14 protein-coding genes are annotated in these 15,299 nt (G+C 64.8%); 6 read left to right on the forward strand and 8 right to left on the reverse strand.

The window, feature by feature from the left end:
- Positions 1-431: 431 nt before the first annotated feature.
- The 3 genes from OU419_RS26165 to tkt form a co-directional block, all read right to left on the reverse strand.
- Positions 432-1,595: a phosphoglycerate kinase gene (locus OU419_RS26165; protein WP_254476251.1), complete on the reverse strand. Its 1,164-nt coding sequence runs from the start codon at positions 1,593-1,595 to the stop codon at positions 432-434.
- A gap of 29 nt (positions 1,596-1,624) precedes the next feature.
- Positions 1,625-2,671 carry an erythrose-4-phosphate dehydrogenase gene (epd, locus tag OU419_RS26170; protein ID WP_254476249.1) on the reverse strand — a complete coding sequence of 349 codons (1,047 nt, stop codon included), beginning with the start codon at positions 2,669-2,671 and terminating at the stop codon, positions 1,625-1,627.
- Between the two features lie 89 nt (positions 2,672-2,760).
- Entirely contained in the window at positions 2,761-4,758 is a 1,998-nt protein-coding gene (gene tkt / locus OU419_RS26175; protein WP_254476247.1) for a transketolase, read from the reverse strand.
- A gap of 213 nt (positions 4,759-4,971) precedes the next feature.
- On the opposite strand from tkt, the gene OU419_RS26180 reads away from it, so the two are divergent.
- Complete coding sequence (locus OU419_RS26180) at positions 4,972-5,973, forward strand: ArsR/SmtB family transcription factor (protein WP_254476245.1); 1,002 nt, start codon at positions 4,972-4,974, stop codon at positions 5,971-5,973.
- 17 nt (positions 5,974-5,990) lie between these two features.
- Positions 5,991-7,181, forward strand: a complete 1,191-nt coding sequence (metK, locus tag OU419_RS26185; RefSeq protein WP_254476243.1) for a methionine adenosyltransferase — start codon at positions 5,991-5,993, stop codon at positions 7,179-7,181.
- 417 nt (positions 7,182-7,598) lie between these two features.
- Here metK and OU419_RS26190 read toward each other — a convergent pair whose 3' ends face one another.
- Entirely contained in the window at positions 7,599-8,903 is a 1,305-nt protein-coding gene (locus tag OU419_RS26190) for a ferredoxin reductase family protein (RefSeq protein WP_254476241.1), read from the reverse strand.
- A gap of 172 nt (positions 8,904-9,075) precedes the next feature.
- On the opposite strand from OU419_RS26190, the gene OU419_RS26195 reads away from it, so the two are divergent.
- Positions 9,076-9,819 carry a metallophosphoesterase gene (locus OU419_RS26195; RefSeq protein WP_254476239.1) on the forward strand — a complete coding sequence of 248 codons (744 nt, stop codon included), beginning with the start codon at positions 9,076-9,078 and terminating at the stop codon, positions 9,817-9,819.
- A gap of 3 nt (positions 9,820-9,822) precedes the next feature.
- Here the strand turns inward: OU419_RS26195 and OU419_RS26200 are convergent, their stop codons facing one another.
- A complete protein-coding gene (locus OU419_RS26200) occupies positions 9,823-10,791 on the reverse strand; it encodes an alpha/beta hydrolase family esterase (protein WP_254476237.1) in 969 nt (322 codons plus the stop codon).
- Positions 10,792-10,927: 136 nt separating this feature from the next.
- Here OU419_RS26200 and OU419_RS26205 point away from each other — a divergent pair, with 136 nt between their 5' ends.
- On the forward strand, positions 10,928-11,323 hold the full coding sequence (locus tag OU419_RS26205; protein WP_254476235.1) for a DUF1090 domain-containing protein: 396 nt from the start codon (positions 10,928-10,930) through the stop codon (positions 11,321-11,323).
- Between the two features lie 303 nt (positions 11,324-11,626).
- Here OU419_RS26205 and OU419_RS26210 read toward each other — a convergent pair whose 3' ends face one another.
- The 3 genes from OU419_RS26210 to OU419_RS26220 all read right to left on the reverse strand — a co-directional run bounded on the left by OU419_RS26210 (position 11,627) and on the right by OU419_RS26220 (position 13,544).
- Positions 11,627-12,094: a c-type cytochrome gene (locus tag OU419_RS26210; RefSeq protein ID WP_254476233.1), complete on the reverse strand. Its 468-nt coding sequence runs from the start codon at positions 12,092-12,094 to the stop codon at positions 11,627-11,629.
- A 130-nt stretch (positions 12,095-12,224) separates the two neighbouring features.
- Entirely contained in the window at positions 12,225-12,611 is a 387-nt protein-coding gene (locus tag OU419_RS26215; protein WP_254476231.1) for an MAPEG family protein, read from the reverse strand.
- A 102-nt stretch (positions 12,612-12,713) separates the two neighbouring features.
- The gene (locus tag OU419_RS26220) at positions 12,714-13,544 is read right to left on the reverse strand and encodes an EamA family transporter (RefSeq protein ID WP_254476229.1); all 831 of its coding nucleotides are present in this window, start codon (positions 13,542-13,544) and stop codon (positions 12,714-12,716) included.
- 153 nt (positions 13,545-13,697) lie between these two features.
- On the opposite strand from OU419_RS26220, the gene OU419_RS26225 reads away from it, so the two are divergent.
- Entirely contained in the window at positions 13,698-14,312 is a 615-nt protein-coding gene (locus OU419_RS26225; RefSeq protein WP_254476227.1) for a LemA family protein, read from the forward strand.
- Positions 14,309-15,298 carry a TPM domain-containing protein gene (locus tag OU419_RS26230; RefSeq protein WP_254476225.1) on the forward strand — a complete coding sequence of 330 codons (990 nt, stop codon included), beginning with the start codon at positions 14,309-14,311 and terminating at the stop codon, positions 15,296-15,298. Before OU419_RS26225 ends, OU419_RS26230 begins: the two co-directional genes overlap by 4 nt.
- The last annotated feature ends 1 nt before the right edge of the window (position 15,299 follow it).

Below are 15,299 nucleotides of genomic sequence, written 5' to 3' on the forward strand. Positions count from 1 at the left end.
CAACTCTCCCTTGGGGCGGCGTCGCCGCCGGGTATCCAATGCGCCAGCTTGCCCGCGCCGCCGCGGGAACACCAGCACCGCCATCGATCGGACATCGGACGACGGCGGTGCTGTACGGCGTGGAGTGCAGCGGAGATCCGCCGCCACGCGTCGGCGAGTACCTCAAGGGCAGTTCGTCGGCTTGCGCTCGGGCATCGGATCACTGCTGCTCTGGCTATCCACACGCTCCCGGTTCTGGTCGGACGGCACCATGACCGAGGGCGGGCTTATCACTTCACAGGCACTGGGGGCGTCAGCTCCGGCCGTACACCCCATCAGTACCAGGCAAAACGGGATCAGGGCGGTGACAGATCGCATATCCGTTCTCCGATGGCGGCCTACAAGGTCTATGACCTCGGGATGCCGGAGGGGTTTGCTTTCTGTCGAGCACCTCAGCCTCTGGCGCGCTGCTCCAGCACTTCAACTGCGGGCAGGACCTTGCCTTCGACGAACTCGAGGAAGGCGCCGCCGCCGGTGGAAATGTAGGAGATCTGGTCGCCGATGCCATACTTGTCGATGGCCGCCAGGGTGTCGCCACCGCCGGCGATGGAGAACGCGGAGCCTTCAGCGATCGCCTTGGCCAGGGTCTTGGTGCCCTCGCCGAACTGATCGAATTCGAACACGCCTACCGGGCCGTTCCACAGGATGGTCTTTGAAGACTTCAGCAACTCGGCGAACTGGGCAGCGGTCTTCGGGCCGATGTCCAGGATCATGTCGTCATCGGCCACGTCGGCGATGTCCTTGATGGTTGCGGCGGCGCTCTCGGCGAACTCCTTGGCAACGACCACATCCACCGGCAGCGGGACACTGACCTTGGCCGAAATGGCCTTGGCAGTGTCGACCAGATCGGCCTCGTACAGCGACTTGCCGACCTTGTGGCCAGCCGCGGCGAGGAAGGTGTTGGCGATGCCGCCGCCGACGATCAGTTGGTCGCAGATCAGCGCCAGGCTGTTCAGCACGTCGAGCTTGGTGGAGACCTTGGAACCGGCGACGATGGCCGCCATCGGGCGGGCCGGGTTGCCCAGAGCCTTGCCGAGGGCTTCCAGTTCAGCAGCCAGCAGCGGGCCGGCAGCGGCGACCTTGGCGAACTTTGCCACGCCGTGGGTCGAGCCCTCGGCACGGTGAGCGGTACCGAAGGCATCCATGACGAACACATCGCACAGCGCAGCGTATTTCTGCGCCAGCTCGTCCGCGTTTTTCTTCTCGCCCTTGTTGAAGCGCACGTTTTCGAACAGCACGACTTCACCCGGCTTCACATCCACGCCGCCCAGGTAGTCCTTGACCAGCGGCACAGCGCGGCCCAGGGCCTTGGACAGATAGTCGGCCACCGGCTGCAGGCTGTTTTCTTCGGAGTATTCGCCTTCGGTCGGACGACCGAGGTGCGAGCAGACCATTACCGCCGCACCCTTTTCCAGGGCCAGCTTGATGGTCGGCAGGGAGGCCACGATGCGCGCGTCACTCTTGACCACACCGTCCTTCACCGGAACGTTGAGGTCTTCGCGAATCAGTACGCGCTTACCTTGGAGGTCGAGGTCGGTCATCTTCAACACGGTCATGACGGTCAGTCCTGTCTGGGCTGTTTCTATTAACGGTTTGCTGCGGCGACGCGCAGATAGTGCGCTGCGACGTCGAGCATGCGGTTGGCGAAGCCCCACTCGTTGTCGAACCAGGCCAGCACGTTGACCAGCCGAGGGCCGGAAACGCGGGTCTGGCTGCCATCGACGATGGCCGAGTGCGGGTCGTGATTGAAATCGCAACTGGCGTGAGGCAGCTCGGTATAGGCCAGCAGGCCCTTCAGAGGCCCCTCGCCGGCAGCCTGGCGCAGCACGCGATTGATCTCTTCGGCGGTGGTATCGCGGGACACCTGGAGGGTGATGTCCAGCGCCGAGACGTTCACCGTCGGCACGCGAATGGCTTTGGCCTGGATACGTCCGGCAAGTTCCGGCAGCAGGCGCTCGATGCCCCGGGCCAGACCGGTGGACACCGGGATCACCGACTGGAAGGCCGAGCGCGTGCGGCGCAGGTCTTCGTGGTGGTAAGCATCGATCACCGGCTGGTCGTTCATCGCCGAGTGAATGGTGGTGATCGAGACGTACTCGATGCCCACCGCCTCGTTCAGCGACTTGAGCAGCGGCACACTGCAGTTGGTAGTGCAGGAAGCGTTGGAAACCAGCTTTTCCGCACCGGAAAGGTCCTGCTGGTTGATGCCGAAGACCACCGTGGCGTCGATATCCGACTCACTGGCCATCGGCTGCGAGAACAGCACCCGCGGGGCACCGGCTGCGAGGAAGCGCTCGCCATCGGTGCGTGTGTGGTAGACACCGGAGCACTCCAGCACCAGGTCGACATCCAGCGCGCGCCAGTCGATGGCTTCGGGCGTCGCCTCGCGGAAGACCCTCACACAGTCGCCATCGACGTGCAGGCAGCCGTCATCCACGCTCACATCGCCAGGGAAGCGGCCGTGGGTGGAGTCGAAGCGGGTCAGGTATTCCAGGCTGGCGAGATCGGCCAGGTCGTTCAGCGCGACGATAGAGAAATCAGCACTCGCACGGCGCTCATGCAGAGCACGGAACACACAGCGACCGATTCGGCCGTAGCCGTTCAGGGCAACTCGGTAAGGGCGCTTGGACATTGTTATCCCTTGTCGATCTTCGCAGGTGCGAGCCTGCTCGCGAGCCGGGTGCCCCCCTTCGCGAGCAGACAATGCCGCTCCTGCAAGTATCAGGCGTCGAGCAACTCGGCGGCCACTTCCAGCACGTTCTCGACGGTGAAGCCGAAGTGCTCGAAGAGGGCGGCGGCCGGAGCCGACTCACCGAAAGTGGTCATGCCGATGACACGGCCTTCCAGGCCGACATACTTGTACCAATAGTCCGCGTGGGCAGCCTCGATGGCGATACGCGCACCAACCTGTACCGGCAGCACGGCCTGCTTGTAGCCGGCATCTTGCTGGTCGAAGACGCTGGTGGACGGCATAGAGACCACACGCACCTTGCGGCCTTCGGCGCTTAGCTTGTCGAACGCCTGCACGGCCAGGCCGACTTCGGAGCCAGTGGCGATCAGGATCAGTTCCGGCTCGCCATCGCAGTCCTTCAGCACGTAGCCGCCACGGGCGACATCGACCAGTTGGCCAGCGTCGCGCGGCTGGTGCGGCAGGTTCTGCCGGGAGAATACCAGTGCGGAGGGGCCGTCGGCGCGCTCGATGGCGTATTTCCAGGCCACCGCGGATTCCACGGCATCGGCCGGGCGCCAAGTATCCAGATTGGGGGTCAGGCGCAGGCTGGCCAACTGCTCGATCGGCTGGTGGGTAGGGCCGTCTTCGCCCAGGCCGATAGAGTCGTGGGTGAAAACGTACAGCACACGCTGCTTCATCAGGGCGGACATGCGCACTGCGTTGCGGGCGTACTCCATGAAGATCAGGAAAGTCGCGCCGTAGGGAATGAAACCGCCATGCAGGGCCACGCCGTTCATGATGGCGCTCATGCCGAACTCACGGACACCGTAGAACATGTAGTTGCCGCTGGCGTCTTCTGCGCTGACGCCCTTGCAGCCCTTCCACAGGGTCAGGTTGGAGCCAGCTAGGTCGGCGGAGCCGCCGAGGAACTCCGGCAGCATCGGGCCGAAGGCATTCAATGCGTTCTGGCTGGCCTTGCGGCTGGCGATGGTTTCGCCCTTGGCGGCGACGTCGGCGACGTAGGCCGCGGCCTTTTCGGCGAAATCGGCGGGCAACTCACCGGCGATACGGCGCAGGAACTCGGCAGCCAGCTCCGGGTAAGCGGCCTGGTAGGCGGCGAAGCGCTGGTTCCACTCGTTCTCGCGGCTGGCGCCGGTCTCCTTGGCGCTCCACTCGGCGTAGATGTCGGCCGGGATTTCGAACGGGCCGTGGCTCCAGCCGAGCGCGGCGCGGGTGGCAGCGATTTCGTCATTGCCCAGCGGAGCGCCGTGGCATTCTTCCTTGCCCTGCTTGTTCGGCGAGCCGAAGCCGATCACGGTCTTGCAGCAGATCAGGGTCGGCACCGAGCTCTTGCGGGCCGTCTCGATGGCGGTCTTGATCTCTTCGGCGTCGTGGCCGTCCACGTTGCGGATCACTTGCCAACCGTAGGCTTCGAAGCGCTTGGGCGTGTCGTCGGTAAACCAGCCCTCGACTTCCCCGTCGATGGAAATGCCGTTGTCGTCGTAGAACGCGATCAGCTTGTTCAGGCGCAGGGTTCCGGCCAGCGAAGCCACCTCGTGAGAGATACCTTCCATCATGCAGCCGTCGCCAAGGAAGGCGTAGGTGTAGTGGTCGACGATAGCGTGGCCGTCACGGTTGAACTGTGCGCCCAGCACCTTCTCGGCCAATGCCATGCCCACGGCGTTGGCGATGCCCTGGCCCAGCGGGCCAGTGGTGGTTTCCACGCCAGCGGTGTAGCCGTATTCCGGGTGGCCCGGAGTACGCGAGTTCATCTGGCGGAAGTTCTTCAGATCATCGATGGACAGGTCGTAGCCGGTCAGGTGCAGCAGCGAGTAGATCAGCATCGAACCGTGGCCGTTGGACAGCACGAAGCGGTCGCGGTCGGCCCACTGCGGGTTGGATGGGTTGTGCTTGAGGTAGTCGCGCCACAGCACTTCGGCGATATCCGCCATACCCATAGGGGCACCGGGGTGGCCGCTGTTGGCTTTCTGCACGGCATCCATGCTCAGTGCGCGGATGGCATTGGCTCGCTCACGACGGCTGGGCATCGCTGAATCTCCTGCGGGGGCTGCTTCGAATCATCGAAGGGGTGAAAAAAGGCCGGTATTTTCGCCCAGCCGGCCCCCGCGGGGCAATGACAGATCGGCAGATGCCTGACCTGAGCCACGGGCAACTGGCCAAAAACCGCCCATCCGGCAATATCAAAATTTTTTGATACAGCTATTGCCCACCCCGAAACCCGAGACTAGACTGCGCGACCTATGAGCCTGCGCCTGCCCGAAATCCGTCACGACGATTGCGACCAGCTAGCCGCCCTGTGCAAGGCCGGTGGCGATCCACTGCGATTGAACGTGCTGCGCGCGCTGGCCAACGACTCGTTCGGCGTGCTGGAGCTGGCGTATATCTTCGGCATTCGCCAGTCGGGCATGAGCCATCACCTGAAGGTGCTGGCCCAGGCCGGGCTGGTCGCGACCCGCCGCGAAGGCAACGCGATCTTCTACCGCCGCGCCCTGCCCCAGACCGAAAACCTGGGAGGAACGCTGCACGGAGCGCTGCTGGAAGAGGTCGACGAGCTGGAACTGCCGGCGGATGTCAGTACCCGTGTCACCAGCGTTCACGCCCAGCGTGCCGCGGTGAGCCGCGACTACTTCGCCCGCAGCGCGGAGAAGTTCCAGGCGACGCAGGACCTGATCGCAGGACTGCCGCAATACCGGGAAGGCGTACTGGCGCTGCTCGACGCACTGAGTTTCGCTCCGGGCGCCACGGCGCTCGAGGTAGGCCCCGGCGACGGCGGATTCCTGCCGGAGCTGGCCCGGCGCTTCGAGCAGGTGACCGCGCTGGACAACAGCGAGGCGATGCTCGACATGGCGCGGCAACGCTGTGCCAGCGAAGGCTTGAACAACGTCCGGCTGCGGCTGGCCGACGCCCTGCAGGACGCCAGCGATGCGGCGGACTGCGTGGTACTGAACATGGTGCTGCACCACTTCGCAGCACCAGCGGAAGCTCTGCGGCAGTTGGCGCACCTGGTCAAACCCGGTGGCTGTCTGCTGGTGACGGAGCTCTGCAGCCACGACCAGGACTGGGCCCGCGAAGCCTGCGGGGACCTCTGGTTGGGGTTCGAACAGGAAGACCTGGCCCATTGGGCCGATGCCGCGGGGCTCACCCCCGGTGAAAGCTTGTACATTGGTTTACGCAATGGCTTTCAGATCCAGGTGCGGCATTTTGCCAAACCGGATTCGCGAAGCGTCCTCACCCACCGGTAAATGATAGGAACCGTTAGATGAGCGAATATTCGATCTTCACCTCTGAATCCGTATCCGAAGGCCATCCGGACAAGATCGCGGACCAGATCTCCGATGCGGTGCTCGACGCCATCATCGCCAAGGACAAATACGCCCGCGTGGCTTGCGAAACCCTGGTGAAAACCGGTGTCGCGATCATCGCCGGCGAAGTATCCACCTCCGCCTGGGTCGACCTGGAAGAGCTGGTGCGCAAGGTCATCATCGACATCGGCTACAACAGCTCCGAAGTCGGCTTCGACGGCGCCACCTGCGGCGTGCTGAACATCATCGGCAAGCAGTCCGTGGACATCAACCAGGGCGTCGACCGCGCCAAGCCGGAAGACCAGGGCGCTGGCGACCAGGGCCTGATGTTCGGCTACGCCAGCAACGAAACCGACGTGCTGATGCCCGCGCCGATCTGCTTCTCGCACCGCCTGGTCGAGCGTCAGGCCGAAGCCCGCAAGTCCGGCCTGCTGCCGTGGCTGCGCCCGGATGCCAAGTCTCAGGTCACCTGCCGCTACGAGAACGGCAAGGTCGTCGGCATCGACGCCGTGGTGCTGTCCACCCAGCACAACCCGGAAGTCTCCTACGCCGACCTGCGCGAGGGCGTGATGGAGCTGATCATCAAGAACGTCCTGCCGGCCGAACTGCTGCACAAGGACACCCAGTTCCACATCAACCCGACCGGCAACTTCGTGATCGGCGGCCCGGTGGGAGACTGCGGCCTGACCGGTCGCAAGATCATCGTCGACTCCTACGGCGGCATGGCCCGCCACGGTGGCGGCGCGTTCTCCGGAAAGGACCCGTCCAAGGTCGACCGCTCGGCAGCCTACGCTGGCCGCTACGTAGCCAAGAACATCGTCGCCGCCGGCCTGGCCGAGCGTTGCGAGATCCAGGTGTCCTACGCCATTGGCGTGGCCCAGCCGACCTCCATCTCGGTCAACACCTTCGGCACCGGCAAGATCAGCGACGAGAAGATCGTCCAACTGGTCCGCGAGCACTTCGACCTGCGTCCGTACGCGATCACCAAGATGCTCGACCTGCTGCACCCGATGTACCAGCCGACCGCGGCCTACGGCCACTTCGGCCGCAACCCGTTCGAGATGACCTACGAGGGCGACACCTTCACCGCCTTCACCTGGGAGCGCACCGACAAGGCTGCCGCCCTGCGTGACGCCGCCGGCCTGTAAGGTTCGGTCTCCATGAATAAGCCCCGCATCCGCGGGGCTTATTCATTTCCGGCCATTACCTGGCGCTGCGCCGGAAGCTGTCCGGCACCTTCGGACCAACTCTCTCCGCCAACTGGGCGGCACTCTGCTCCGATCCGTCGAAGCCCTCGAACTCTCGCCTACTGTTCGCGCCCAGCTTCAGCAGCGCCTCGACAACCCGGGGCGCTTGCGGCTGCTCGCCGATGACCGCCCAGAGCAGCGGGCATCGACAACCTCATCCACCGCTGCACCGGCCTCCAGCAACAGTTGAACGACCCAGGTGCCCCTTAGCCGTCGCAGACAAGCCCGGCAGCATCTCGTCATCCTTTTCGTCGCTGACGCCAGGGCGCATCCATTGCGGCATCAGCGCAGAATCCCGATGCCTTGCCAGCACACCGCTCAACGCATCTGGAAAGCTTCCTGATGGAAGCGATTGCTCGGCATACCCTGGCGGCGCAGGTCACGCCGCAACAGCTCCGCCAGCCCCTGCGGGCCGCAGAACCAGACACTCGGCCAGCGCCCCTGAGGGCCGGGTTGCAGCTCCAGATCGGTAGTCTGCAGACGGCCTTCGCTCTCGCTGTAGTGAACCCGCAGATCGATGCGCGGCAGCTTCTCGCAAAGCTCACGCAGGCGCCCCGCATAGATGGCATCCGACGGGCTGCGCACGCAGTACAGCAGCGTCACCTCCGGGCAATCGCCGGGTTTGTCCTGCAGGGATTCCAGCCAGGCGAGGAACGGCGTGATACCGATGCCGCCGGCGATCCACACCTGACGCGCACCGTTGTCGCGGCGGAAGTCGAAGCGACCGTACGGCCCCTCCACCTTCACCGGGTCACCCACCCGCAGGCAGTCCTGCAAGCGCTGCGTATAGTCCCCCAGCGCCTTGATGCTGAAGCGCACCTCGCCGTTGCCGCGATCGGCACCGCACAAGGTAAAGGGGTGCTGGCCTTCGAGGCGATCGCAGGTCAGGAACGCGAACTGACCGGCGCGGTGACGCCAGGAACCCTGCAGCTTGCAGGTGACTTCGAGCATGCGTTCGCCGGGACGCTCCACCGCTACCACGACGCCTTCGTGGGTACGCTTGCGGCCGATCCTGCCGGCCAGCGACCAGAGCGCACAGGCGCTGCCCAGCAGAGCGCAGAAACCCACCAGCCAGCCTATCGGCTGCGTCCAGTAGCCCGCCGGCGCCAGCACCACGGCGTGGAAGGCCAGCACCAGGTAGACCACGGCGAGCGTCTTGTGCACGTAGCGCCACAGGTGATAGGGGAAGCGTTGCCAGAGCGTGATCACCAGCATCGCCGCCAGCAGCCACGCGGACCACTCCCCAAGCTCCTTGGCCGAGCCGCGGAAAGCATCGAGGAACGTCTCCACCCGAGGTCCTTTCGCGGGCTTGGCGATGAATTCCGCCAGCAGGGGGCCGGCCAGTTCCATCAGGTAGTGCAGCAGGCCGAGCACGATGGCGAGGATGCCCGCCCACTTGTGCGCCTGATACATGCGATCCAGCCCGTCAAGCGGGCGCTCCAGCCATACCGGGCGCACCGCCAGCAGCATGATCAGCGACATGAGCGCGAACGCAGCCACGCCAGTGAACAGAATGGCCTGCTTGCGCACGACCCAGATATCCACCATTGCCGGCGGGTCGAGCACTAACGCCAGGCCAAAGGCCGCTGCCACAGCGGCCAGTACGATCCAGATGAGTTTCATGAGGTCCTCCCAGACTGCTTCTCCAAGCGGAAACTGAAGGATTCCTCTGAATCATCCCTTAATTCCATGTGGGAATTTCCGGATGACTGGCCATGCCATGACGCAGATCAAACACTAGGCAATCGCTACCACCGTGCGCAGAATGAATCCCCCTCGCCGCCCGGTAACGACCATGCGTCTGCGTATCCTGTCCGACCTTCACCAAGAGCACTTCCCCGGCGGCCGCGAGCTGCCAGAGGAGGATGCCGACGTCGTGATCCTCGCTGGCGACATCCATGAGCACCTGCAGGGGCTGCACTGGGCACGGGAGGCGTTTCCCGATACGCAGATCGTCTATGTCGCCGGCAACCACGAGTTCTACAACGCCGACCTGCCCGAGTTGACCCAGGCCATGCGCAACCTCGCGCGAGCGCTGGATATCCACTTCCTGGAAAACGATGCCGTAGTGCTAGGCAATGTGCGCGTGCTCGGCGCAACACTCTGGACCGACTTCCAGCTATACGGCGAGCGCAGCGCCGAACTGGCCATCGAGCAGGCGCAATTGCTCATGCCCGATTTCAGTTGCGTGGACTACTTCACCCAGCCCTTCACACCGTCGATGAGCCGCGACCTCTGCGAGGCCTCCTGCGAATGGCTGGCGGCGGAACTGTCGCAGCCCTTCGCCGGACGCACAGTGGTGGTCACCCACCACGCCCCAAGCGGCCGCTCGATTCCCGCGCACTACGTCGGTGACAGCCTTTCCCCTGCCTTCGCTTCGAACCTCGAACACCTGGCCGAACGCTGCGACCTCTGGGTTCACGGGCATGTCCACGAACGCCTGGACTACCGCATCGGCAATGCCCGGATCGTCACCAACCCGGGCGCTTATCCGGGAGAAGACAGCGGCTTCGACCCGCGCCTGGTGATCGAGCTCTGAACCTCAGCGCGACAACTCGCTGAAGAACCGCCAGATTTCCGCAGGACCATCCAGTTCCGGATCGACCTCGCCCAGCAGGCGGGGCGGCCGGTACAGCGCCTGCGGGAGCAGATGCCCGCCGCCGTGGACAGTCACCAGCTCCACCGGCGCCATTCCGGCGGCACCCCAGCGCTGGCGCTCGCTCCACACTGGCCCTACCGACGTCAGCCTGTCCAGGCTCGGCGCAGCATTCACGCCGTTGCGCCGGGCCAGGGCGCGCGCGGACTCCCCACTCGAAAGAACCGTTCCGCGGTTGCCGAAGCCGAACAGCGTCACCCTGCCGCCCGCATACGGATTGATCGGATCCCGCGTGCCATTCATCAGCAGCGTCGCCTTGGGTTGCTGCGCCGGCCGGCAGGCGTCGTTCTCCGCACTGGGCAGGCTCGCCGCTATCGCCGCCACGCCAGCTACCGCATCGGGGGCCTCGGCTGCCAGGCGCAACGCCATCTGTCCGCCATTGGAGTAGCCGGTGACGAAAATCCGCTGCGGATCGACGCCACGCTCGCGCTGCAGCCGCTCGATCATCGTCGACAGAAACCCGACATCGTCGATATTGAGCCGCCGGGCGCTATAGGAAGCGGCCTTGCGGCAGTCGTTCCAGTGCCCCTCGAAACCGTCGGGATAGAGCACCAGAAAGCCGTCGCGATCAGCCAGCGCATCGAAGCGATAGCCACTCTCGCGGCGCATCCGCTCACCGTTGCCGCCGGAGCCGTGCAGCACCACCAGCAGCGCCGGCCGCTCCGCCGGATGCGCGGGCAGGTAGAGCACATAGTGACGGCGCCGCTCGCCCTGGCGAACCGACGCATCCTCGCTGGTGCCGGCAAGCAGCGGCCGTTGCTTCAGCTCGCCCGGTACGTACCACCATGTGCCGGCCAGCAGCGCCAGCACCAGCAGCACGATGAGTCCCTGCACGACGCGAATCGCCATACGCATCCCGACCCTCCTCGCCCGTCTCGCGGGCCCCGCCGATTCCGCCCTTGTCCTGGGGCAGTCGCTACCGCGCCGGTCCGTGGCAAACTCTGACCCTTGACGCCAGCGTCATAGTGTTTGGTAACCAAGGATTCCGAAAATGTTCCGAAGCTCTTCCATCCTGGCCGCTCTGCTCGCTCTGGGTTGCGCCGCACCGCTGCCCGCCGCCGAGCAGTCCGGGCAGTTGACCGGCTGCGCCGCCAAACGGGCCGCCATCGAAAGCAAACTCCAGGAGGCCAGGGCCTACGGCAACGCCAACCAGGCAGCCGGTTTGCAGAAGGCTCTGGATGAAGTGAAGGCGCACTGCACCGATGCCAGCCTCACGCAGGCGCGCAAGCAACGGGTTCTGGATGCCGAGAAGGAAGTCAGCCAGCGCGAGAAGGACCTGCGCAAGGCCATGAACAAGGGTGACGCCGAGAAAGTCGAGAAGCGCAAGAACAAGCTTGCCGAAGCTCGCGCCGAACTGGACCAGGCCAAGCGCGAACTCGAAGAGTAAAGATGGAAGCCGAGCGGTGGCCGGGTCGCAGAAAAGCCTCGCGCCGCCGGGAACGGCGCATGCCGGAGTCGATCCTGCCCATGAGCCTGCCGGGCGATTACCTCAGCAGGCCAGGCGTGCGCCAGCGCTACCTCGCAGGATCGGATTTTGTCCTCGATGTCTTCCAGCGCAACCCAGAGTTCTCACAGACGGAAGCCATTCCGGTGATAGCGCCAAATGGTCGCGGAATCGCTGCCATCCCCCGAGCAGCCGCTGTCGCAGGCGGCTCCCGCCAGGGGGACGGCGTCCGTCCCTTCGCCCGGCTCAGAGCGCGCGGAATTTCTTGTGGCAGGCTTCGCAGGCGTCTTCCACGGCGGCGAAGTCCTTGCGCACCCCTTCCGGCGTCGGTGCCGCGTTGCGAGTGTTATCGACCAGCGTGCGGACGGCCTGCTCGAAGGTCTTGGCGTCGGCCTGGAACTCCAGCTGACGCTGCCAGATTTCCGCCTTGGCGCGGGTGTCGTCGTTCTCCACCTGGCCAGCCGGCGGCTGGGTGCTGGGGAAGTACTGCCAGGGTTTGTCGGCCAGTTCACCGAGCTTCGCCGAGCCGGCGCGGAATTTGTCCGCGTCGAACGGCAGGCGCCCACGCAGCATGCCGCCCATGTCTTCGCTGGTCTTGAGCATCTCCTTGAACACCACCTGGCGCTTGGCTTCCGGCGAGTTTGGGTCCAGGCGATGGCAACCGGTGAGCGCCACGCCGGCGAGCAGCAGAACGAGCAGGGTCTTCAACTTCATGGGGGACTCTTGTAGGACAGCTGGACACGGAAGCGCCGGATTATCCGCCCCGATCCCCGATTGATCCAGAGCACACGGAAGCGGCTGCGGCCATCCGTCGCAGCCTGATCGACTTCCGTTCAGCCGCCGTTCAGGCAGAGACGACGAATAGGGCGACGATCAGCGCCATACCAGCGAACCACGCCAGCGAACGCAGCAACGCCAGATCGGCAACGTAGAAAATCAGATAAAGCAGGCGACTGGTGACCCAGACGATGGCCAGGCGATCGATGGTGGAAGGTTCGGCATTGTTCACCACGTGGGCGATGATCACCGCCGCAGCAAAGGCAGGTGTCACCTCGAAACTGTTGAGCTGGAAGGCGTTGGCGCGCTTGCGATAGCCCTCCAGCCCGGCGAGGAAAGCGCGCGGATCATGATTCTGCCGCGGCCCGAAGCCCCCGCCGGTGAACTTGGCAATACTGGTGCCCAGGTAGGGCAGGAAGATCGCAATCAGGACGCACCAGAAGGCAATGGGCATGGCGAAAGGCTCTCATCGTGGGAAAAGCAGCAGCCTAGGCCATCGCCACCGCGGAATCGTTGACCGGCTCGGCGACCGCATGGGCGCGGCGGCCAATCGCGCTCAGAGCTTCATGACCAGCATCCCTGCCAGTACCAGGCTACAGGCTGCCAGGCGCGGCAGGCCGAAGGGCTCCTTGAGGAAGCGCATGCCGAACAGCACCACCAGCAGCACGCTGGTTTCGCGCAGGGCGGCGGCTTCCGCAATGGAGCCCAGCTGCATGGCCCACAGCACCAGCCCGTAGCTCGCCAGCACACACAGCCCCACACTGATACCCAGTTTCCAGTCGGTGAGCCAGAAACGCGCGAAAGCGCGGGTTCGCGCAAACAGCGCAACCAGCGGAAAGGGCAAGCCGGAGAGCAGCGACAGCCAGACGAGGTAGTCCAGCGGCTGCGACCAGCGCTTGAGAGCATTACCGTCGATCCAGGTGTAGCTGCCAATGCACAGTCCCATCAGCAGAACGACCGGACAGGCAATCCACGGCAGCCCGGAACCGCCGCCACCCTTGAGCAGGAACAGCATGCCCAGCGGGATCAGCAGGATGCCGAGAATCTGCCGGTCGGTAAGGTGCTCGCCGCCGAAGTACAGCGTCAGGGCCAGCACCACCAGCGGCGACAGGCCACGCATCAACGGATATACCAGCCCGAGATCGCCAACCTTATAGGCCTGGATCAGCAACACCCGGTACACCAGTTGCAGCGCCACGGCGGCCAGCAACCAGGGCCAGACTTCGGCAGGCGGGACCTCGATCCACGGCAACAGCAGTAACGCGGCGGCGAGACCGACCAGGTCCATGCAGGCAACTACCAGCAGGCGATCGCTGCTGAATTTCACCAGGGTGTTCCAAGTGGCGTGCAGCAGGGCGGCGAGCAGTACCAGAGCAGTGGCGAACACGAAGAAGCCTCTTGGTATATACCAGCCGGATTCTACCCCGAGCTCCCCCGCTCCCGACAAGAGCCAGGCATGTCTCAGGTTGCGACATTTCCACATGCCCCAGCGCCGGGAAGTGGCCTAGACTGAGCCTTTTCGACCAAAGAGCGCCGCGCCATGCCACGTCTGATCAAGTTCCTTTCCTGTTATATCCTCGTCACGCTGTTGTCGGGCTGCGGCTACAACGCCATGCAGGCCGGCGACGAGCAGGTGAAGGCTGCGTGGTCGGAAGTGCTCAACCAGTACCAGCGCCGCGCGGACCTGATTCCAAACCTGGTCAGTACGGTGAAGGGCTACGCCTCCCATGAAGCCAGCGTACTGACCCAGGTGACCGAGGCCCGCGCCAAGGTCGGCAGCACCACGCTCAGCGCCGACCAACTCGGCGACGAGGCTGCCGTGAAGCGCTTCCAGCAGGCCCAGGGCGAACTCAGCTCGGCGCTTTCGCGCCTGCTGGTGGTCACCGAGAACTATCCACAACTCAAGGCCGACGGCCTGTTCAAGGACCTGCTGACCCAGCTCGAAGGCACCGAGAACCGCATCACTGTCGCCCGTGGCCGCTACGTGAAGGCCGTGCAGGAGTACAACGTGATGATTCGCCAGTTCCCGCAGGTGATCACCGCGAAGATCTTCGGCTACCAGCCCAAGGCCAACTTCAGCGTGGAGAACGAAGCCGCCATCTCAACTGCGCCTAAAGTGGACTTCGGCAACTCGCCGGCGCAGCCCGCACAATGATCCTGCCGCGTTGGCTGCTGGCTGCCCTGCTGCTGTGCTGGACAGCCCTGCTGCAAGCGGCGCCGGTCGCTATTCCGCCGCTCAACGCCCGCGTCACCGACCTCACGCAGACCCTCGGCAGCGCACAGCGCGCGCAACTGGAAAGCCAGCTCGCCGGGCTGGAGCAGCGCAAGGGCGCGCAACTGGCGGTGCTGATGCTTCCCACGACCGGCGAAGACAGCATCGAAGACTATGCAGTGCGCGCCTTCGAACAGTGGAAGCTGGGGCGCAAGGGTGTGGACGATGGCGTACTGCTGGTCATCGCCAAGAACGACCGAGCGTTGCGCATAGAGGTCGGCTATGGGCTGGAAGGCACCATCACCGACGTACAGGCCGGGCGCATCATTCGCGACGCCATCGTCCCGCGCTTCAAGACCGGCGATTTCGCCGGCGGCGTCCAGGCCGGCGTGGACAATCTGATCGCGCTGATCGATCCGCCAGCCAACGCCGCTCCGCAGGACCAGCCAGGCGACAGGGCAGCTCCCATCGCACCAGCCTCGAACTACAGCGATATCTACTCCAATCAGAACGCCAACACGCCCGAGGCAATTCCGCCCGCGCGGCTGCTCGGCCTGCTCGCCCTGCTGGTCGGCGTACCGCTGCTGTGCCTGCTGTTCCCGGTGCAGTGGCTGCGCCAGCGCAGCATGGGCCGCTACCTTCTGTGCAGCGCGCTGGTCGGCGGCGTGGCATCGGCGGTACTGCTATTGAGCGAAACCAACCCCGAAGCCTTGCAGCAACAGATGATCGGCTCCTTCTCGATCCCGCTGGTGCTGTACATCTTCTTCCTGCCGCCGATGTGGCTGACCTCGGGCGTACTGCAACTGCTATGGATGATCGTCAGCTCGATCGGCCGCGGCGGCGGTGGTCGTGGCGGAGGCGGGGGCGGCGGTGGCTTTCGCGGCGGCGGTGGTTCCAGCGGCGGTGGCGGAGCCTCCGGGCGCTGGTAGC

The organism is Pseudomonas triclosanedens (assembly GCF_026686735.1).
Classification (GTDB): domain Bacteria; phylum Pseudomonadota; class Gammaproteobacteria; order Pseudomonadales; family Pseudomonadaceae; genus Pseudomonas; species Pseudomonas triclosanedens.